The sequence below is a fragment of the Diaphorobacter oryzae DSM 22780 genome, from assembly GCF_059568935.1.
Genome location: NZ_JCANUL010000001.1, coordinates 568,865 through 588,950 on the forward strand (window position 1 = coordinate 568,865; position 20,086 = coordinate 588,950).

General features: G+C 65.7%; 21 protein-coding genes and 1 tRNA gene. 11 read left to right on the plus strand and 11 right to left on the minus strand.

The window, feature by feature from the left end; translation table 11 throughout:
* Positions 1-59 precede the first annotated feature (59 nt).
* A complete protein-coding gene (ptsJ, locus tag BP68_RS02610) occupies positions 60-1,355 on the minus strand; it encodes a MocR-like B6 salvage transcription factor PtsJ (RefSeq protein ID WP_496369062.1) in 1,296 nt (431 codons plus the stop codon).
* Positions 1,356-1,552: 197 nt separating this feature from the next.
* On the opposite strand from ptsJ, the gene BP68_RS02615 reads away from it, so the two are divergent.
* Both BP68_RS02615 and BP68_RS02620 read left to right on the plus strand, forming a co-directional pair.
* A complete protein-coding gene (locus BP68_RS02615; protein ID WP_496368793.1) occupies positions 1,553-2,437 on the plus strand; it encodes an SPFH domain-containing protein in 885 nt (294 codons plus the stop codon).
* A 17-nt stretch (positions 2,438-2,454) separates the two neighbouring features.
* Positions 2,455-2,724 carry a hypothetical protein gene (locus tag BP68_RS02620; protein WP_496368795.1) on the plus strand — a complete coding sequence of 90 codons (270 nt, stop codon included), beginning with the start codon at positions 2,455-2,457 and terminating at the stop codon, positions 2,722-2,724.
* Between the two features lie 288 nt (positions 2,725-3,012).
* On the opposite strand, the gene BP68_RS02625 is transcribed toward BP68_RS02620, so the two are convergent.
* The 5 genes from BP68_RS02625 to tolB all read right to left on the minus strand — a co-directional run bounded on the left by BP68_RS02625 (position 3,013) and on the right by tolB (position 6,614).
* Positions 3,013-3,088: transfer RNA gene (locus BP68_RS02625), tRNA-Lys, on the minus strand.
* 28 nt (positions 3,089-3,116) lie between these two features.
* Complete coding sequence (locus tag BP68_RS02630) at positions 3,117-3,920, minus strand: tRNA threonylcarbamoyladenosine dehydratase (RefSeq protein ID WP_496368797.1); 804 nt, start codon at positions 3,918-3,920, stop codon at positions 3,117-3,119.
* Positions 3,917-4,705 (minus strand): tol-pal system protein YbgF, encoded by a 789-nt coding sequence (ybgF, locus tag BP68_RS02635; RefSeq protein ID WP_496368799.1) that lies wholly within the window; start codon positions 4,703-4,705, stop codon positions 3,917-3,919. The genes BP68_RS02630 and ybgF overlap by 4 nt, the downstream gene beginning before the upstream one ends.
* Positions 4,705-5,250, minus strand: coding sequence for a peptidoglycan-associated lipoprotein Pal (gene pal, locus BP68_RS02640; RefSeq protein WP_496368801.1), 546 nt, complete (start codon positions 5,248-5,250; stop codon positions 4,705-4,707). Before pal ends, ybgF begins: the two co-directional genes overlap by 1 nt.
* 41 nt (positions 5,251-5,291) lie before the next feature.
* A complete protein-coding gene (gene tolB / locus BP68_RS02645) occupies positions 5,292-6,614 on the minus strand; it encodes a Tol-Pal system beta propeller repeat protein TolB (RefSeq protein ID WP_496368803.1) in 1,323 nt (440 codons plus the stop codon).
* 122 nt (positions 6,615-6,736) lie between these two features.
* On the opposite strand from tolB, the gene msbA reads away from it, so the two are divergent.
* Complete coding sequence (gene msbA / locus BP68_RS02650) at positions 6,737-8,518, plus strand: lipid A export permease/ATP-binding protein MsbA (RefSeq protein ID WP_496368805.1); 1,782 nt, start codon at positions 6,737-6,739, stop codon at positions 8,516-8,518.
* A gap of 54 nt (positions 8,519-8,572) precedes the next feature.
* On the opposite strand, the gene BP68_RS02655 is transcribed toward msbA, so the two are convergent.
* The 5 genes from BP68_RS02655 to BP68_RS02675 all read right to left on the minus strand — a co-directional run bounded on the left by BP68_RS02655 (position 8,573) and on the right by BP68_RS02675 (position 11,465).
* Complete coding sequence (locus BP68_RS02655) at positions 8,573-9,130, minus strand: Rrf2 family transcriptional regulator (RefSeq protein ID WP_496368807.1); 558 nt, start codon at positions 9,128-9,130, stop codon at positions 8,573-8,575.
* Between the two features lie 144 nt (positions 9,131-9,274).
* Entirely contained in the window at positions 9,275-9,721 is a 447-nt protein-coding gene (locus tag BP68_RS02660; RefSeq protein WP_496368809.1) for a hypothetical protein, read from the minus strand.
* Between the two features lie 184 nt (positions 9,722-9,905).
* Positions 9,906-10,121, minus strand: coding sequence for a TOBE domain-containing protein (locus BP68_RS02665; RefSeq protein ID WP_496368811.1), 216 nt, complete (start codon positions 10,119-10,121; stop codon positions 9,906-9,908).
* Between the two features lie 75 nt (positions 10,122-10,196).
* Positions 10,197-10,328, minus strand: coding sequence for a hypothetical protein (locus tag BP68_RS02670; RefSeq protein WP_496368813.1), 132 nt, complete (start codon positions 10,326-10,328; stop codon positions 10,197-10,199).
* Between the two features lie 117 nt (positions 10,329-10,445).
* The gene (locus BP68_RS02675) at positions 10,446-11,465 is read right to left on the minus strand and encodes a sulfate ABC transporter substrate-binding protein (RefSeq protein WP_496368815.1); all 1,020 of its coding nucleotides are present in this window, start codon (positions 11,463-11,465) and stop codon (positions 10,446-10,448) included.
* Positions 11,466-11,605: 140 nt separating this feature from the next.
* On the opposite strand from BP68_RS02675, the gene BP68_RS02680 reads away from it, so the two are divergent.
* The 8 genes from BP68_RS02680 (at position 11,606) to BP68_RS02715 (ending at position 20,053) form a co-directional block, all read left to right on the plus strand.
* On the plus strand, positions 11,606-11,878 hold the full coding sequence (locus BP68_RS02680) for an oxidative damage protection protein (RefSeq protein ID WP_496368817.1): 273 nt from the start codon (positions 11,606-11,608) through the stop codon (positions 11,876-11,878).
* Positions 11,879-12,126: 248 nt separating this feature from the next.
* Positions 12,127-12,792, plus strand: coding sequence for a trimeric intracellular cation channel family protein (locus tag BP68_RS02685; RefSeq protein WP_496368819.1), 666 nt, complete (start codon positions 12,127-12,129; stop codon positions 12,790-12,792).
* Between the two features lie 18 nt (positions 12,793-12,810).
* Complete coding sequence (gene mnmC1, locus BP68_RS02690) at positions 12,811-14,679, plus strand: FAD-dependent 5-carboxymethylaminomethyl-2-thiouridine(34) oxidoreductase MnmC1 (RefSeq protein ID WP_496368821.1); 1,869 nt, start codon at positions 12,811-12,813, stop codon at positions 14,677-14,679.
* A 153-nt stretch (positions 14,680-14,832) separates the two neighbouring features.
* A complete protein-coding gene (locus tag BP68_RS02695; RefSeq protein WP_496368823.1) occupies positions 14,833-16,620 on the plus strand; it encodes a nitrite/sulfite reductase in 1,788 nt (595 codons plus the stop codon).
* A gap of 26 nt (positions 16,621-16,646) precedes the next feature.
* Positions 16,647-17,042 carry a DUF934 domain-containing protein gene (locus tag BP68_RS02700; protein WP_496368825.1) on the plus strand — a complete coding sequence of 132 codons (396 nt, stop codon included), beginning with the start codon at positions 16,647-16,649 and terminating at the stop codon, positions 17,040-17,042.
* A complete protein-coding gene (locus BP68_RS02705; RefSeq protein ID WP_496368827.1) occupies positions 17,039-17,671 on the plus strand; it encodes a phosphoadenosine phosphosulfate reductase domain-containing protein in 633 nt (210 codons plus the stop codon). The genes BP68_RS02700 and BP68_RS02705 overlap by 4 nt, the downstream gene beginning before the upstream one ends.
* A gap of 64 nt (positions 17,672-17,735) precedes the next feature.
* Positions 17,736-18,668 carry a sulfate adenylyltransferase subunit CysD gene (gene cysD, locus BP68_RS02710; RefSeq protein WP_496368829.1) on the plus strand — a complete coding sequence of 311 codons (933 nt, stop codon included), beginning with the start codon at positions 17,736-17,738 and terminating at the stop codon, positions 18,666-18,668.
* Positions 18,668-20,053: a sulfate adenylyltransferase subunit 1 gene (locus BP68_RS02715; protein WP_496368831.1), complete on the plus strand. Its 1,386-nt coding sequence runs from the start codon at positions 18,668-18,670 to the stop codon at positions 20,051-20,053. The genes cysD and BP68_RS02715 overlap by 1 nt, the downstream gene beginning before the upstream one ends.
* Positions 20,054-20,086 lie beyond the last annotated feature (33 nt).

Sequence of the window (20,086 nt, forward strand, 5' to 3'; positions counted from 1 at the left end):
TTGCGGTGGCCTCACTGGACCCGTTCTGCAGTGACGGCAGAAGAACGAGGGAGTAGTGCCTAACCCAGGCAGCGTTTGATGTCTCGTGCAAGCTGATCGCACTGAGTCTGTTCGATGCTGGAAATCGTGATTCTTAGACCCCGCACGGGGTCTTGGGCAGAGAGACTGCCCCCATGCCGAACAAGCCAGCCGGAGCGCGCCAGAGACAGCGCGACCGCCTGGTCGTCAGTCTGTAGAGGAACCCAGAGGTTGAGCCCATCCCCATGGGGCATGAACACGACGCCTTGGCTGTTCAAGGCTTGTTCCAAAGCACGACGGCGCAGAGCATAGTCAGACCGCGCTCGGGCCATCAGCTTTGCAGTGTCGGGATGTGTAACGACAGCCTCCACGACATCTTGCAAAAGATGACTCACCCAGTTCGTACCGGACGCCAGACGCAAGCGCAACTGTCTGGACGTGGCGGCATCGCTCGCTACGGCGGCAACGCGCACATCCGGCCCCAATGCCTTGGTAAAGGACCTCACCAAGGCCCAACGAACTGCGTTGCGTGGAATCACGTTGTGGTACGCAGCGCTCGATAGCAGAGCAAAGTGGTCGTCCACAATCAACAACACATTGGGATGCTTGGCCAGCAGCCGCGACAATGCCCGCGCGCGCCGTTCACTGAGGTTGCAACCAGTCGGGTTGTGTGCTCGCGGCGTCAAGATGACGACACGTGCGCCCTTGGCAAGTGCGGCGTCCAACTCATCCACACGCATGCCTTCTGAATCGACGGACACCCCGATAGGCTGCAGCCCGAGTATGCGCAGTGTATTGATGCTGCTCAGAAAGCAGGGATTCTCCACCGCCACCTTGTCCCCGGTGACCAAATACGAGGTCAGCAACCGTTCAATGGCGTCCACTGCGCCGTGGGTCAGATCAATTTCGAAATCCGCAGGGCAGTCGGGCTCGACCCACTGGTGGAGATACTCTCCCAGCCCTGCGTTAACGGTCGGCTCCCCATAGAGCCTCGGCTGGTAGTGCCCAGCCTTCAAGACAGCGTTCAGATCTGGTAGCCATGCAACGTTTGGGTTGCCGCTAGCCAGGTCTGTCAGCGGTGTACCGTGCTCAGCACCTTCCTGTTCCCCATGCCCGTGCTGGTCGCGAATAATCGTCCCCAGCCGTCCTTGTGTCACCGTAATCCCCGTGACGGCAAGCCGCTTGTAGGCCGCAGCAACCGTGTTTCGGCTGATACCGAGTTCGGCAGCCAGGTCGCGCACGGGAGGAAGCAACTCACCCGGAAGCAGCTGCCGAGTATGTGCCAGGGCTCGCACGCAGTCAAAGATTTCCGCCGCAGTCTTGCCGTGTATTGCCATCTTGTCCCAGAACAATCAGATCATTTAGCCATGCCTGATGCCATTTTGGCCCATGTGAATGAAAGGCAAGAAAATCGGTGTTTCCGGCCTCATCTAGATGCAGTGCTATCGCCGTGTGCACCTACATGTCTTGACCCCGCGCTTTCTGACGAGAATGCTTGGATTTCAACACATATGCCGCAAAGGAGGCGGTAAATATGCGATCCATCATCAGACTGGGAAACATCCTAACGGCCGCAGCGGTCGCCCTCTTGCTTGCAGCGTGCGGACAGCGGGTTGAAGTCCCGCCTGCACACGTCGGCAAGATCATGACCAAGGATGGATACCAGGAAGCCCTGATACCCACATCCAAGTTCCGCTTGAGTCCTTGCTGGGCCTACTGCGACCGCTTGGTGCTGTTGGATGTTTCGGACAAGGCATACCAGGAAGTCCTGTCCATCTTTATCCCTGAGGACAAGCTGAACCTGGAGGTAGCCGTGCGCGCCACACTGAGCATCAATGCAGCCAAAACCTCGGAGCTTTTCAACACGATCAGTCCGACGAGTTCCGGCAAAGATGAGACAGTCATCGGGAACGAACAGGTGTACCGCACCTATGCCAGCCAGATCATCCAGGCGGAAGTGCGCGAATACCTCAGCAAGTTCAGCATCAGCGAAATCGCCTCCAGCAACGAGAAGATCAACGCCGATCTGCGCATGCAGCTTGGCAAGGTGATTGAAGCACGTACGCCGTTCTCCGTGCGCTACGTGGGTATCACCAATTTCAAGTATCCCAAGATCATCACGGACGCGCAGGAATCCGCCGCTGAAAGACGCGAGGCGATCCAGAAGGAAGAAGCCCAACTGGCCATCAGCAAGGCACAGCTTGAACGCGAGCTTCAGGAGGCCCGCCTCAACCGCGCCATTGAGAAGGAAAAGGCCGAGACTGAGGCCATTGCACAGACAGTGCTGGCGCAGTCTGTGGACAGCCGGGTTCTGGAGTTGCGTAAGCTGGAGAACCAGCGCGCCTGGATCGACAAGTGGGACGGCAAACTGCCGACAACCACACTTGGCGACATGACTCCAATGGTGAAGTTGAAGTGATCCTACTACTCAACATCTTGCCCTGGCTGCTTGCGCTTGCGGGGGCGGTACTGAGCTTCAAGCTGCGCCGCCTCTGGGTGTTGCTGGCGACCGTCGTCCTCCTGGCCGTCTATCTCGCTGCCCAACCGTCTTACACGCCGAAAGGCACCGTTCAGCGCAGCACAGTCCCTGCTTTCACCGAGTCAGATGCCACCATTGAAGATCGAAACAGCAAACCGGTTTCCGGAGAAGAGCGCGATCGTCGAATGAAAGAGGCTGTGCAAACGGGGCTGGACTTCAAGCCTTAACCGCCCCGTGACGGCGCAGCCATCACGCAGGCAGACTGTGGATGTCAACTTGGGTTGCGAACAAGTTGACGTCATCCAACAGAAAGCTGCCTGCCGCTGCGGTGATGACTGCATGACCGAACCTGGTCATGAAAAGCGGGTAGCGTTTGGGGTCTATGCAATCGTCCGGGATACGACAACTATGAGCATGCCCGGCTGCACACCCTGATCACGTACATTCGCCCGCGTACTGAATCAGAAAGAAAAAAGCGCGCTACCTTTTCGATAGCGCGCTTATCTTGTATAGATTGGTAGGACGTACAAGATTCGAACTTGTGACCAACGGATTAAAAGTCCGCTGCTCTACCAACTGAGCTAACGTCCCAGAGTCTGCAAAGCATTAGATTATAGCGCTATTTACCTGCCTTCACCTGCGATGCCAGACTGTCCAACATCCAGCCTGCTGCGCATTGCCCGAATGTAGCCGTCACGGCCACGGAGGAACCATAGCCATGACAGTTCAATGAGCCATCGCCGCCCAATGCGTCGCAAGAAGCGTGCGGCGGGGCGACGGCTTCTCGGCTGAAAACACAAGCGACACCCATGCGCTTGCCATCGCGCGCTGCACCATGCTCCTTTCGGAGGCGATAGCGCAGTTGCGCCAGCAAAGGATCGTGTGTGGTGTGAGCCAGATCGTCCACGTCCACCTTGTGCGCGAGCTTCTTGCCGCCGGCGGCCCCTACGCTGATGAAGGGCTGACGCGTTTTAAGCGCCCAGGCGGCCATAGCGGCCTTGGCTTTGACCTGGTCACAGGCGTCAATCACAGCGCTTACCGAGAGCGGCAAAATGGCTGGCCAGTTCAACGGCTCCACGAATTCCTCTATGCACTCGACCTTGCACTCCGGGTTGATGAGTGCAATGCGCTCGGCCATCGCGAGAACCTTGGCCTGGCCCAGCGTAGTGGACAAGGCATGAATCTGGCGATTGATGTTCGACTCGGCCACATGGTCCAAATCGATCAGCGTCAAACGCCCTACGCCACTGCGCGCCAATGCCTCTGCGGCCCATGAGCCAACGCCGCCGATACCAACGATGGCGACATGGGCCGCACGGATGCGTGCCGCCCCCTCCACGCCAAACAGCCGTTCCAAGCCGCTAAAGCGTCGCTCCAGATCAACGGCCGGCTGATGCGCAGGCACCACAGCGGCGGCGCTCACTTCAGGCGCGCCAGACGTTCCTTGGCGGCTGCAGCAGCCTCGGACTGTGGATAGACACGCAGCAGATCCTCCAGGGTTTTGCGGGCTGCGCGCGTGTCTTTCAGCTCAATCTGGCAGTTCGCAATCGACAAGGCTGCCTCAGGTGCACGTGCATGATCTGGCGCAGCAGCCAACAGTGCCTTGAAATTGTTGACAGCCTCCTTGAAGTCACGCGTCGCGTACTGCGCATTGCCCAGCCAGAAGCGTGCCGACGGCACATAGCCCGACTGGGGATACTGACGCACAAAGCTGCCGAAAGCCGGGACGGCGTCGGCGAACTTGCCCGCACGGAAAACCGCCAAAGCGGCTTCAAAGTCGCGCTTCTCCGCCGGGTCCGCACGGAACTCCCGCCCGTCCACATTCACCGCCACCGGTTCAAACTGACGCAGGCGCTCGTCCATGCCCTGCGCAATATCCTTTTGCCGGCGCTGCAGTTCTGCGACATCCCGCAGCAGTTGCTCGTTCTGTCCCCGCAGGGTGGCCTGCTCCGTGCGCAATGCCTCGATCTGTGTCTGCAGATCCAGCAGACTGCGCCGCAGCTGCGAGACATCGTCACCCGAACGCTCTCCCGCACGCTGATTGGCCTGCTGCAGGGCATCCACGCGCTGACGCAGTTCAAGAATGGCGCGGCGCGCCTCGCCATCTTCAAACAGTGCGTAGCTCGGAGCGGCCCACGCCGCCGCCAGCGAAAACACCGCTGCCGCCAGGGCACGCGAACGAGGAGGAAAAGACATGCGCACAACCATCAACGGTATGCGAGTTCAGCGCGGCGGTTCTGCGCGTGCGCGTCCTCGGAGAAGCCTTGAGCGGCAGGCTTTTCCTTGCCAAAACTCACGGCTTCCATCTGCGCGTCCTGGACACCCAGCAACGTCAGGGAGCGACGCACCGCTTCGGCGCGCTTCTGGCCCAGCGCCAAGTTGTACTCACGGCCTCCGCGTTCGTCGGTGTGGCCTTCGATCATCAGCTTGCGTGCCGAAGATGCCTTCAGGTAGCGGGCATGGGCCTCCAGCAGCGACTGGAATTCCGGCTTGACGATAAAACTATCAAAGTCGAAATAAACGATGCGTGCCACACCTACGGGGCCAGCGGCATCGCGGCCCGACTGGCTCAGGTCCACCGGAGCCACGCCACTTTGGCCCGCACCACCGGAATTGGCGCCCGAAGGCACGGTGGAAGTCGCGCCCTTGTCTTCGACGGGCACATCGTCAAGCTTCACGCCAGAGCTGCAACCGGCCATGAGGGCCGCAACGGTCAGCGCAATGGACACGCGCTTGAATGGGAAACGGATCATCTGAATTCTCCTGAAGAGCTGTTGTTCGAAAAAATGAAAAGTCACTGTTTTTGGAATGGGCCCCAGTCGGGCTCCCGGATGTCTCCACCCTGCCCTGCCAGGCGGGCCTTGATCTTGCCGTCCAGCGTGGTCGTCATGAGAGCCTCGCGGCCCTGCTGCTGGGTGGCGTAGACAATGAGTCGGCTGTTGGGTGCAAAGCTGGGGTTCTCGTCGGCAGAGGTGTCCGTCACCGCCGTCACGGAACCCGACCTCAGATCCATCACGTGCAGCTTGTAGCCCCCCCCCACACGGGAGATGTAGGCCAACCATTGACCGTCAGGGCTGATGCTCGGCGAAATGTTGTAGGAACCATTGAACGTGACGCGCTCGGCGCTGCCCCCCGTGGCCGCCACGCGGTACACCTGCGGCGAACCGCCGCGATCGCTCACGAAGTAGATGCTGCGGCCATCGCCGGAAAACACCGGTTCGGTGTCAATGCCGCTGCTCTGCATCAGACGCCGCGGCTCACCGCCGTTGGCATCAATGGTGTACAGCTGCGAGCCGCCATCGCGGCTCAGCGTCACGGCCAGGGTACGGCCATCGGGCGACCACGCCGGCGCACTGTTGGAGCCACGGAAGTTGGCGATCAGCCGGCGACGACCAGAAGCCACGTCGTGCACATAGACCACAGGCTTGCGCGACTCGAACGACACATAGGCCAACTGCGTGCCGGTGGGCGACCAGGCCGGTGAGATGATGGGCTCGGAGCTCGACAGCGCGGACTGGGCATTCTCGCCATCCGCGTCGGCCACCCACAGGCTGTAGCGCGTTCCCGCCTTGGTCACGTAGGCGATGCGCGTCGAAAAGATGCCACGCTCGCCCGTGAGCTTTTCGTAGATGAAGTCGGCGATGCGGTGGGCCACCAGGCGCAGATCGGCCTGTGTGACCACGAAACTCTGCCCGCCCATGTCCTGGGCCTTGACCACATCCCACAGGCGAAAGCGCACATCGAAGCGGCCATCGGCCAGACGCGTGACGCTGCCGGACGTGAGCGCATCGGCCTTGCGCTGACGCCACAGGGTGACGTCGGGGCGTGAAGACTCATCCAGCGCGGTGCCCGAGGCATCCACACCGATGAAGCGGCCGCTGCGCTCCAGATCCGCCTGCACGATGGCAGAGATTTTTTGCGGGGATTGCGCCTCGCCCCGGAATGGCGCAATGGCAATGGGCAACTGCGTCAGTCCCACGCCGGTGATCTCGACGCGGAACTGCGCGAGGGCGGGCAATGCGGAGCCGGAAGCCAGGGCTGCGACGGCATGGCGTCGCGAGAGTTGCGGCAGGGCCGCGAGAGAAGAATAGTGAAGTGGGGTGCGGTCAATAGTCATTGGCAACCATCGAATAACCGTCAAATGCCGGAAAACAGAGCCTCGCATGTTACACATAGCGTAGCGAACCATGTGACAAACTGTGCTGCCCTGCAATAGCCGAAACGTAGAATCCGCCCCTCATGCAAGACTCGAATCATAGCGCGACGAAGGCTTCCTTGCCGGATGCGGCGCAGCCTCTCCCTCTGCTGAAGCGCTTGCGGCGCCTGCATGCGTACTTTGGCTACCAGCGTCTGGCATGGACCATGGCACTGTTGGCCACCTTGGTGGCGGCAACCACCGAGCCCTTGATTCCCGCACTGCTCAAACCACTGCTCGACCAGGGCTTTACGGAAGGATCGCTGGATCTGTGGATGGTTCCCGTGGCGATCATCGGCGTGTTCCTCGTGCGCGGGCTGGCCCAGTTCACCAGCCAGTACGCACTGACCCGCATCGCCAACGAGGGCATGCTGCGGCTGCGCACCGCACTCTTCGACCGGCTGCTGGCCACCGAGATGGGCCTGTTCCATCGCCAATCGGCAAGCGCGCTCTCGAACACCGTGGTGTATGAGGTGCAGACCGGCTTCACGTCGCTGGTGCAGGCGCTGCTGGGTCTGTCGCGCGACGGCTTCACGCTGGTGGCCCTGCTGGGCTATCTGATCTACCTGAACTGGCAGCTCACGCTCATCGTGGCCGTGCTGGTACCCGGCGTTGCCTGGGTCATGAAGACGCTCTCGCGGCGCCTGTACAAGATCACCAAGAGCAGCCAGCAGGCCACCGACGACCTGGCCTACGTGGTCGAGGAAAACGTGCTGGCCCACCGCATGGTGCGCCTGCACGGCGCGCAGGCCGAGCAGGCCGGCCGGTTCAATGAACTCAGCCAGCGGCTGCGCCGCCTGGCCATCAAGTCCACGATCGCCTCCGCCGCCATGACGCCCACCACGCAGTTGCTGGCCGCAGGGGCGCTCTCGTCCGTGATCTGCATCGCGCTGTGGCAAAGCCATGGCAACGGCGCCAAGGAAGTGACGGTGGGCGGCTTTGCCTCGTTCATTGCCGCCATGCTGATGCTCATCGCCCCCATCCGCCGGCTGGCCGACATCGCCAACCCCATCACGCGCGGGGTGGCGGCCCTGGAGCGCGGCCTGGCGCTGTTGAACGACACCCAGGTGGAATCCGGCGGCACGCATGCCGTGGCGCGCGCGCAAGGAGCCATTGCCCTGCGCGATGTGTCGGTGTCCTTCAACGCCGAGCATGCCCCCGCACTGAGCGGCCTGAACCTCGACATCCGCCCCGGCGAGGTCGTGGCGCTCGTCGGCCCCTCGGGCGCCGGCAAGACCACGCTGGTCAACCTACTGCCGCGCTTCATCGCGCCCAGCAGTGGCCAGGTGCTGCTTGACGGCGTACCCGCCGAGCAATGGGCCCTTCCCTCCCTGCGCGCGCAGTTCGCCATGGTCAGCCAGGACGTGGTGATGTTCAACGACAGCATCGCCGCCAACGTGGCGCTGGGTGCGGACATGGATGAGCAGCGCGTGCAGCAATGCCTGGCCGCAGCCAACCTCGCCGACCACGTGGCCGCCCTGCCCCTGGGCATGCACACGGTGGTGGGCCACAACGCCACCCAGCTCTCGGGCGGCCAGCGCCAGCGCCTGGCCATCGCGCGGGCGCTGTACAAGGATGCTCCCATCCTCATCCTGGACGAGGCCACATCGGCGCTCGACACGGAATCCGAGCGTCTGGTGCAAGAGGCCCTGCAGCGCCTGATGCGCGGGCGCACCACGCTGGTGATCGCGCACCGGCTGTCCACCATCGAACACGCCGACCGCGTCGTCGTCATGGAGCGCGGACGGATCGCCGAGCAGGGCTCGCATGCCGAGCTGATGGCCCGCGGCGGGCTGTACGCCCGCCTGCAGGCCCATGCCGGCTGAGCCTGAGAACGCCCATGCCCAAGGGGCTTGAGCCCTCAGGCGGAAGCTGAGAATTCAGGCTTTGGGCGTCGCCAGGCTGGACAGCCCCAATGCGAAGACCGAATTCGGCACATTCTTGGCAGGCAGCTGCGTCTTCACGGCGCCACCCGACCGTGCGGAGACCGGAGGCGCCACGACCGCAGGCCTGTGGGCATGGCCGGCGCTGCTGTGCTGCTGGGCAAGCAGGTCAGCGACGGTGATGGACTGCAGGTACTCCATGACGCGCGAGTGGAAGTTGGCCCACAGCTCCGCCGTCATTTCGCCCGAGAGTTGGCTGGCGAGGGCAGGAGAAGCCTTGTCTTCGGTGCGCGCCATGTACTTCTCGGAGGCCGTGACGATGTCGGCAACCGACAGATCCGTCGGCTGGCGCGTCAGCGTGTAACCGCCGCCAGGACCGCGGATGCTGTTGACGAGGCCCGCGCGGCGCAGCGCGCTGAAGATCTCTTCCAGATAAGACAAGGAGATGCCCTGCCGGGCACTGATGGTGGGGAGGGCCACGGGCTGGCCGTGCGAGTGCAGGGCCAGGTCCGTGATGGCCGTGACAGCGAGCTTGCCCCGGGTGGTCAAACGCATGGTGGATTCCTGATGAAAAATTCTGTGCCGTACTGGCTTGCGCGGATGCGCGGGGGCGGCAGATAAGGTGGCTGCCGCGTGGGCCTGAGCGGCCCCGTAAGGGGTGGTGAGACGTCAGCCGGGTGCGCCGGCACCCTGGACGGCTCAGGCGAGCAGCATGTCGCCCGCCCGTGGGGGCTTGGGTTGCTTTTTCAGCGCAGGCGACGGGTGCGCGACGGCCGTCTGGGCGGGGCAATGAAACAGCGTGTGCCTCGGGCTGGCGAGAACGCGGCGGATGCTCTGGTCGTCCGGCAGATCCTGATGGGCATCCGCGAGGCCATGCCCATGCGCATCGACGGAGGTCTTCTGCGCCGCAGGCGCTGGCTCCGCCTTGGTGTCCACGAAGCCCTCATGCACGAAAACGCTCTGTACGGCGGGCGTACCCATCTGCTGCGGGAGCCCCACCTCAGGCGTCTTGCCAAAGGCGGAAACACCAACGCTCAGCAGGAAGTGGAGGGTAAAGACCGCAATCAACCATCTCGGCATGGTGGTCAAATTATACGGGCGGGCCTTGGCGGGGCTTGCCGCCGCCGCAAGGAAGCTGCCGGCCACAGGCCGTCGGATCAAAGAAGAATCAGGCGCTATCGCCTTCCTGGCAAGCGCAAGATGCTATCAATTTTGAAAGCAGAAAGGAAAATGGGTGCGCACATCGCCATGCCGTTCGAGGCGAATGCGTGATTTGACGAGCCCTTCCAGCCGGGCATGGGGCGTGCCCCCATGCCCGCACAAGAGGATGTCACAGCTTGGCGATGGACACCTCCGTGGACTTGAGCAGCGCCACCACGTCGGAGCCGATGGCCAGGCCCAGGTCGTCCACCGAGCGGGTGGTGATGACCGAGGTGACGATGCCCCAGGGCGTCTCGACGTCGACCTCGGAGAAGGCATCGCCGCGGATGATCTCGCGCACCTTGCCCTTGAACTGGTTGCGCACGTTGATGGCTTGAATGGACATGGTTGTTCCTTCGAAATTGCGGTGGGGCATGCGAGGTGCAGCAGCCGTGGCCCGGCGTGCGGCGCTGGCAGTCGTTCAGTACGCGATCGCCAGGGGCCACGGGCGGGCCAGTCCCCAGGCGGATGCCGTGGTGCGCAGCACGCGCAGGTGCTGCCAGTAGACGGGGGGCGTGGTGAACACGGGGCGATGGGCGGGGGTATCAGGCATGGGGTCTCTTCAAAGGAGTGGCGGCACGGCACATTATGCTATTTTTTTATAGCTTCATGCGCTTTATGGATAAGCGCAATTGGCACTTTTCATGCATATTCCGCCGCGCACACAGCATCAGTGTTTGGTGTAGATCTGGTCAAAGCTCGCGCCGTCGGCAAAGTGGTCCTTGTCCGCCTTGGCCCAGCCGCCGAACGCCTGGTCGATGGTCACGAGCGTGAGCTTGGGGAACTGCGCGCCGAACTTGGCCCGCGCCTTTTCGCTGGTGGGGCGGTAGTAGTTCTTGCCCGCAATCTCCTGCCCCTCGTCCGAGTACAGGTGCTTGAGGTATTCCTCGGCCAGCGCCCGGCTGCCCTTCTTGTTCACCACCTTGTCCACCACGGCCACCGTGGGCTCGGCCAGGATGGACAGCGACGGCACGACGATCTCGAACTTGTCCTTGCCAAACTCCTTGAGCACCAGGAAGGCCTCGTTCTCCCAGGCCAGCAGCACGTCGCCCACGCCGCGCTGCACGAAGGTGATGGTCGAGCCGCGTGCGCCCGCGTCCAGCACCGGCACGTTCTTGTACAGCTTGGACACGAAATCCTTGGCCTGGGCGTCACCGCCGTACTTGCGCTTGGCGAACTCCCAGGCGGCCAGGTAGTTCCAGCGCGCGCCGCCGCTGGTCTTGGGGTTGGGCGTGATCACCTGCACGCCGGACTTGGCCAGATCGTCCCAGTCCTTCAGGCCCTTGGGGTTGCCCTTCTTCACCAGAAACACGATGGTGGAGGTATAGGGCGCCGCGTTGTGCGGCAGGCGCTTTTGCCAGTCGGCGGCCAGCAGGCCGTGCTTAGCCAGCGCGTCCACGTCACCGCCCAGGGCCAGCGTGGCCACATCGGCGTCGATGCCGTCGATGATGGACCGCGCCTGCTTGCCCGAGCCGCCGTGCGACTGCTTGAACTGCACGTCCTGCCCCGTCTTGGCCTTCCAGTGCTTGGCAAAGGCCTGGTTGTATTCGGCGTACAGCTCCCGGGTCGGGTCGTAGGAAACATTCAGAAACTGCACCGGCTGCGCGAACGACGGCACGGCCGCCAGGGACATGACCGCGCTCAAGGCGGCGGCCAGAGGAAACTTGATAAAGTGGCGGCGATTTTTCATGACGGGCTTTCGTTACAGGGTTGTTCGGCGCAGACCACCGATGCAGCGCATTCTGAAAGCCACTCGTCAGAACTTAAACCAATAAGATTTCAGTTCTTTATTTCTCAAACATCTGAAATCAATCCAAGGAACGTCTCCCCATGGCACGCACCGTCCACTGCATCAAGCTCGGCAAGGAAGCCGAAGGCCTCGATTTCCCGCCCTACCCCGGTGAGCTGGGCAAGCGCATTTTCGAGAGCGTGAGCAAGCAGGCCTGGGCCGACTGGCTCAAGCACCAGACCATGCTGGTCAATGAGAACCGCCTGAACCTGGCCGACGCGCGCGCGCGCCAGTACCTGGCCCGCCAGATGGAAAACCACTTCTTCGGCGGCGGCGCGGACGCTGCAGCCGGCTACGTCCCGCCCAGCGCGTAATTCCGCCGGGCGCTGAGCGCCCCAAGGCCTGGCGCGACCGAGCGCATGCCACGGCCTTGACAGGCGGCTGGCTGCCGCCGGACACCCACACCTCCCCACCCCTCTGCAACCGCCCCCGCCGCGTGACCGTGGCGGGGGCGGTGCCGCTGCTGCGGCTACCATCCGCCACACCAAGCGCCCTTGTGCGCGATGGCGGGCAAGAGTCGCCCCGCCATCGCGGCACAGGCAGGTTTCCATCAGGGTTTTCCATGCTTCCATCGGTTTCGCTACTGGAATCGTTCCAACTGTCCCAGTTCACCACCATGCTGGTGATCTATCTCGTGGCCATCACGGCCGAGGCCATGTCCGGCGCCCTGGCCGCGGGCCGGCGCAACATGGACATCTTCGGCGTGGCCGTGATCGCCTTCGTCACCGCGCTGGGCGGCGGCACCATCCGCGACATGGTGCTGGGCCACTACCCCATAGGCTGGACGCAGCACCCCGAATACGTCTACCTCGTGATCTCGGCCGGCCTGCTGACCACGCTGGTGGCGCGCTACATGCACCACCTCAAGCAGGTGTTCCTGCTGCTGGATGCCATGGGTCTGATCGCCTTCTCGCTGATCGGCTGCAACGTGGCGCTGGAGCTGGGCTACCCGCCCATGGTGGTTGTGATGTCGGGCATGCTCACCGGCATCAGCGGCGGCATCCTGCGCGACGTGCTGTGCAACCAGGTGCCGGTGGTGTTTCGGCGCGAGCTGTATGCCAGCGTCTCGCTGGCCGTGTGCCTGCTGTTCCTGGGCCTGCGCACGCTGGAGGTCGGCTCCAACGTCAGCACCCTCGTGTGCTTCGCCGGCGGCTTGACACTGCGGCTGCTGGCCATACGCTTCCAGTGGCGCCTGCCCGTGTTCTCCTACCAGCAACGCTGGGAGTGACGCCGCCCCACCGACACCATGCCTGAACCTACCGACGGTTGTGCCGACGGCACACCCCACCCTTCCCGCTCCTCAGGCCCAAGCCCCGATGAACAGGCCCGCCGGGTGTTCCTGGCGGGCTGCGGGCTGCCGGCCGCCTGGGCAGGCCAGGCGCAATGGCGCATCCTGGAAACCGGCTTCGGCCGGGGGCTGAACTTCCTGCTCACCTGGGCGGCCTGGCGGGCCGACCCGGCGCGCCCGCAGCGGCTGCACTTCGTCGCCTGCGCGGCCCCGCCCGTCCCTGCCAACGATATGTTTCACGGCACCGCGGCCGATCCCGCGCTGCACGCGCTGGCAAGGCAGCTCCAGGCGCAGCTCTGGGGCCTGCTGCCGGGCGTGCACCGCCTGGCGTTCGAGGGCGGCCGCGTGCTGCTCACGCTGTACATCGGCGATACGCAGTCCATGCTGCGCCAACAGCAGCCCGTGGCCGACTCCGTGTACCTGAATGGCGGCGGCACCGCCCACCCGCCTGAGACATGGCCCCCCCATACCCTCAAGGCCGTGGCGCGCTGCTGCCGCCGTGGCACAGGGCTGGCCAGCCTGGGCATGGCACGCGCCCTGCGCGAGGGCCTGGCGCAATGCGGCTTCGAGGTACACGAAACGCACGACGGCAGCCTGCGGGCCCGCTTCCACCCCCGCTGGGAGCCGCGCCCCGGCCACCCGGTACTGCCCGGCGTGGGCGTGGCGGCACCCGGCCGCTGCCTGGTGATCGGCGCCGGGCTGGCCGGCGCCGCCGTGGCCGCCAGCCTGGCGCGGCGCGGCTGGCAGGTGCATGTGCTGGACCGGGCCGACGCCCCCGCCGCCGGCGCCTCGGGCCTGGCCGCGGGCGTATTCGCCTCGCATGTGTCGCCGGATGACAGCGTGCTCTCACGCCTGTCGCGTGCCGGCGTGCGCACCACGCTGCAGGCCCTGGCCCAACTGCCCGCCAGCACCCGCGATGCCGACTGGAGCGACTGCGGCACGCTGGAGCACCGCGTGGACGGCAGCACCGGCCTGGCCTGGGTTGATGGCCCCGGCCTGGACTGGAGCCAGCCGGCCACGCCGCAGCAACTGGCCGCCAACGGCCTGCCCGCCGACGCCACGGCCTGCTGGCATGCGCGCGGCGGCTGGGTACGGCCGCCGCAGCTCATCCGGCATCTGCTCGACCAGCCGGGCATCCACTGGCAGGGCGGGGCCGAAGTGGCACGGCTGCGCCGCACCGAAGGCACGCAGGCCGGCTGGCAGGCCCTGGATGGCGCCGGTGCCGTGCTGGCGCAGGCGCCGCTCGTCGTCGTCTGCGCGGGGCCGCACAGCATGCCGCTCGCGCAGGCGCCCTGGGCCCTGCAGGCCCTGCGCGGGCAAATCGCCTGGGGGTTGCACGACCAGGCCCCTGCGAACGCGCCATGGCCGCCGCAGCCGCTCAACGGGCATGGCAACCTGGTGCCGCGGGTGCCGCTACAGGGCGGCCTGGGCTGGGTGCTAGGCTCCACCTTCGAGCGCGACCAGACCGCCTTGCCCCCCAGCCCGGCGGAGCAGCAGGCGGGCCTGCACGCCAACCAGGCCAAGCTGCAAGCCCTGCTGCCCCAGCTGGCCGAGGCCCTGGCCGCCGCGTTTGCCGGCGCCCCGGCCCAGCCCCAGGGCGCCATCCGCACCTGGGCGGCCGTGCGCTGCGCCTCGCCCGACCGCCTGCCCATCGCCGGGCCGGTGGATGCGGAGCGCCTGCCCGGCCTGTGGGTCTGCACGGCCATGGGCGCGCGCGGGCTGACGCTGTCCCTGCTGTGCGGCGAACTGGTGGCCGCCCGCCTGCACGCGGAGCCGCTGCCCCTGGACGCGCGGCTGGCGCGCGCGCTGAGCACCGAGCGGCTGTAGGACACGCTTCATATATAAATTACGGAATATATGAAGCATTAAAGAATAGTTTGTTTTTATAAGACGGACTTTTACAGTGGCGCCCATCCCCGCTGCCGTGGGGCCTGCAAGGCCCGGCGGCGCACCGCGTAGAACCGCCTGACGGGCCCCACCATGTACCAATACACAGAATTCGACCGCCAATTCGTCCATCTGCGTGCCCAGCAGTTCCGCGACCAGCTCGAACGCTGGCAGCGTGGCGAACTGACCGACGAGCAGCTGCTGCCGCTGCGCCTGCAAAACGGCTGGTACATCCAGCGCTACGCGCCCATGGCCCGCATCGCCGTTCCCTATGGCGAGATCAGCAGCGAGCAGCTGCGCATGCTGGCCCACATCGCCCGCGAGTACGACCGCCCCAGCCCCGAACTGCTGCAGCATGCCCAGTCCACGCAGGACCAGCTCCAGGCCGCGCAGCCGGGCCTGACGCTGGAGGCAGCGCCGCTGCAGTACGGCTACGGCCACTTCACCACGCGCACCAACGTGCAGTTCAACTGGATCCCCATCACCCGGGCGGCCGACGTGATGGACCTGCTGGCCAGCGTGCACATGCACGGCATCCAGACCAGCGGCAACACCATCCGCAACATCACCAGCGAGGCCTATGAAGGCATCGCCGAGGACGGCATCGCCGACACGCGCCCCTTCGCCGAAATCCTGCGCCAGTGGAGCACGCTGCACCCCGAGTTCGCCTTCCTGCCGCGCAAGTTCAAGATCGCCTTCAACGGCTCCGAGGAAGACCGCGCCGCCACCGGCTGGTACGACATCGGCCTGCAGGCGCAGCGCAATGCCGCGGGCGAGATCGGTTTCACGGTCAAGGTCGGCGGCGGCATGGGCCGCACGCCCGTGATCGGCACCGTGGTGCGCGAGTTCCTGCCCTGGGACCAGCTGCTCAACTACATCGAGGCCGTGGTGCGCGTCTACAACGGCTACGGCCGCCGCGACAACAAGTGGAAGGCGCGCATCAAGATCCTGGTGAAGGCCGAGGGCCAGAAGTTCATCGACGCCGTGGAGGCCGAGTACCAGGCCATCGTGCAGCAGGACGGCGCACCGCACACCATCACCCGGGCCGAGCTCGACCGTGTCACCGCCCACTTCGTGGTGCCCGAACTGAAGCCCGCCAACCTGCCCTCCAAGGTCAACCCGCAGGGCCAGCTTTACCAGCGCTGGCTGCAGCAAAACGTGCACGGCCACCGCCTGCCGGGCATGCGCGCCGTGACGCTGTCGTTCAAGCGCGTCGGCTTCGCGCCCGGCGATGCCGACGCCGACACCATCGACGCGCTGGCCCAGCTGGCCGAGCAGTTCAGCGCGGCCGAGGCGCGCCTGACGCACGACCAGAACCTGATGCTGCCCTGGGTGTTCGAGTCCGACCTGCCCGCGCTGTACGAGGCCGCCCGCAAGCTGGGCCTGGCGCAGCCCAACATCGGCCTGCTGACCGACATGATCGCCTGCCCCGGCGGCGACTTCTGCGCGCTGGCCAACGCCCGCTCGCTGCCCATCGCCGCCGCCATCACCGAGCGCTACCAGGACCTGGACGAGGTGTTCGACCTCGGCCCCATCGACCTGCACATGAGCGGCTGCATCAACTCCTGCGGCCACCACCACAGCGGCCACATCGGCATCCTGGGCGTGGACAAGGACGGCAAGGAGTGGTACCAGATCACGCTGGGCGGCTCCGACGGCTCCGGCCTGTCCGGCCCGGCGATCGCCGGCAAGGTGGTAGGCCCCGCATTCTCGGCCGCCGAGGTGCCCGACGTGATCGAGGCCGTGCTGGCCACCTACCGCGCCGAGCGCAAGAGCGGCGAGTTCTTCATCGACACCCTGCGCCGCGTGGGCCACGACCCATTCAAGGCCGCCGCCAACGGCGCACGCCACCCCCGGCTGGCCGAGGCCCTGGCCGAGTAAGCACGCCCCTACCCGATTGGACTGCTATGAAAATCATTGCTAGCAACGCAGTATCCACGGCCCCTGAAGCCGAAAAAGTGCTGCAAATCGCCAACGACGCCGAACTGGCCGACATCGCCGCCGGCGGCGCGCTGCAGGGCGTGGACCGCGTCGAGCTGGACTTCCCCAAGTTCACCGACGGCCGCGCCTTCAGCCAGGCCGTGCTGCTGCGCCGCCGCTACGGCTTCGCGGGCGACATCCGCGCCACGGGCGACGTGCTGATCGACCAGCTGGTGCAGATGCAGCGCAGCGGCTTCACCAGCGCCGTGCTGGCCGTGGGCCAGAACCCCGAGGCCGCCGAGCGCCAGTTCGCGCGCTACCAGGCCTTCTACCAGGGCGACGCGCAGCAGCCGCGCCCGCTGTTCTCCCGGGAGGCCGCATGAGCACCGTCAGCGCCGCGGAACTCGCCCGCGTCAACGCCACGCACGGCCGCGATGCCCCCGCCCTGGTGAACTGGGCGCTGGCCCTGGGCCGGCGCTCCATCGTCACCACCAATTTCCGCCCGTTCGAGGCGGTGATCCTGCACCTGGTCACGCGCGTGCAGCCCGACGTGCCCGTCATCTGGATGGACAACGGCTACAACACCGAGGCCACCTACCAGTTCGCCGACGCGGTGACCCGGCAGCTCGGGCTCAACCTGCGCATCTACCTGCCGCTGCGCTCGCGCGCGCACCGCGAGGCGGTGGACGGCCCGGTGCCGGCGGTCGGCGACCTGCGCCACGCGGCCTTCACCGAAGAGCTGAAGCTCGAGCCCTTTGCCCGCGCGCTGCGCGAGACCGCGCCCCAGGTCTGGTTCACGGCGCTGCGCGCCACCGACAGCGCCGTGCGCGCCCAGATGGAGCCCGTGAGCATCAACCCCGACGGCCTCATCAAGGTCGCGCCGCTGCTGCACTGGACCTCCAAGGATCTGTACCAGTACTGCGAGCAGCATGGCCTGCCCAACAACTTCGACTACGTGGACCCGACCAAGGGCGAAGACCAGCGCGAGTGCGGCCTGCACCTGGTTCATTGATAAAAATGATAGCTGCCAGCGCTTGATGGACAAGCGCCAGAGCCCTGTTTGACTGGAGAGCCGAATGAATGCCCGTGTGGACACCACCGTGCTGAGCCCCCTCAGCAACCGCCATCTGGATGCGCTGGAGGAAGAAACCATCTTCATCCTGCGCGAAGTGGCCGCCGCCTTCGAGCGCCCCGCGCTGCTGTTCTCCGGCGGCAAGGACTCGCTGGTCATGCTGCGCTGCGCAGAGAAGGCCTTCGGCCGCGGCCGCCTGCCCTACCCGCTCCTGATGATCGACACGGGCCACAACTTCCCCGAAGTGACCGATTTCCGCGACTTCCGTGCGCAGGAACTGGGCGCCGAACTCATCGTGCGCAGCGTCGAGGACTCCATGGCCCGTGGCACGGTGCGCCTGGCCCATGCGGGCGAGAGCCGCAACGCCCACCAGTCGGTGACGCTGCTGGAGGCCATCGAGGAGTTCCGCTTCGACGCGCTGATCGGCGGCGCGCGCCGCGACGAGGAAAAGGCACGCGCCAAGGAGCGCATCTTTTCCCACCGCGACAGCTTCGGCCAGTGGCAGCCCAAGGCCCAGCGCCCCGAGCTGTGGACGCTGTTCAACACGCGCTTAGGCAGCGGCGAGCATTTCCGCGTGTTCCCCATCAGCAACTGGACCGAACTCGACGTGTGGCAATACATCGACCGCGAGCAGATCCAACTCCCTTCGATCTACTACACCCACCCGCGCGAGGTGGTGGAGCGCCGCGGCCTGCTGGTGCCGGTGACGCCGCTCACGCCGCCGAAGGACGGCGAGCAGATCGTGGTGCGCGACGTGCGCTTTCGCACCGTGGGCGACATCACCTGCACCTGCCCCGTGGAAAGCCGAGCCGCCACGGCGGCCGACATCGTGATCGAAACCCTGGCCGCCGAGGTCAGCGAACGCGGCGCCACGCGCATGGACGACAAGACCAGCGACGCCTCGATGGAAAAGCGCAAGAAGGACGGGTATTTCTGATGAGCACTACTGAATTCATAGCTGGAAGCGCTGATGAGCAGGGCGCTGCAGCCCAAAATGACCATGCACCCGCGCTGCGCTTCATTACCTGCGGCAGCGTGGACGACGGCAAGAGCACGCTGATCGGCCGCCTGCTGGTGGACAGCAAGGCCGTGCTGCAGGACCACCTGGCCGGCGTGCAGCGCCAGGGCGAGACCGACCTGGCCCTGCTGACCGACGGCCTCAGCGCCGAGCGCGAGCAGGGCATCACCATCGACGTGGCCTACCGCTACTTCGCCACCGAGAGCCGCAAGTTCATCATCGGCGACGCGCCGGGCCACGAGCAGTACACGCGCAACATGGTCACGGCCGCCTCCAGCGCCGACGCCGCCGTGGTGCTGGTGGACGCCACCAAGCTCGACTGGCAGAACCCGGATCTGCAACTGCTGCCACAGACGCGCCGCCACAGCCTGCTGGTCAACCTGCTGCGCGTGCCATCGCTGGTGTTCGCCGTGAACAAGCTCGACGCCGTGGCCGACCCGGCGCTGGCCTTCGCCCATATCCGCGACCGGCTGGCCGCATTCGCCCAGGCCGCCGGCATCGCCGTGCGCGCCACGGTGCCGGTGTCGGCCCTCAAGGGCTACAACGTGGTCGATGCCGAACCCGGCTGGGCCGGCTACCAGGGCCCCAGCCTGCTGCAGCTGCTGGAACAGCTGCCCCACACCCCGGCCGACACGCATCTGCCGCTGGCCTTTCCGGTGCAATGGGTGGAGAAGTTCTCCGCGTCCAGCGACACCACCCAGGGCCGCCGCGTGTTCTGGGGCCGCGTGGCCGCCGGCCACGCCGTGCCCGGGGCCGAGGTGCAGCTGTTCCCCAGCGGCCAGACCGCCACCGTGGCCCAGGTGCTGGACCACGCGCGCCGCCCCGGCGACGTGCCCGCCGGCACCAGCGCCGGCATCGTGCTCGACCGCGAGGTGGACGTATCGCGCGGCGACTGGATCCTGGCCGCGCCCCCGGCGCCCGACGCCTCGGCCGGTGCGGCCGCGGACGACTTCGACGCCCCCGCGCCGCCCAGCCCCTGGCCCGCCCGGCGCGAGCTGACGGCCACCGTGGCCTGGATGGACGACGAACCCCTGGTCGCCGGCCGCGTGTACTGGGCGCTGCACGGCCACCGCTGGGTCAAGGCCAAGGCGCGCCGCGTGGTGCACCGCCTGAACATCCACAGCCTGGCCGAGGAAGACGCCGCACAGCTCGAACCCAATGCCATCGGCCATGTGGAGCTGCAGCTGCAGGAGCCCCTGCCGGCGGCACCCTTTGCACAGGCCCGCGCGCTCGGCTCCATGATCCTGGTGGACACCGCCAGCCACAAGACCGCCGGCGCCGTGCTGGTGCACGCCTCCCATTGACCGTGGTTAAGGTTTCCGCGCCGCGGGCATGGT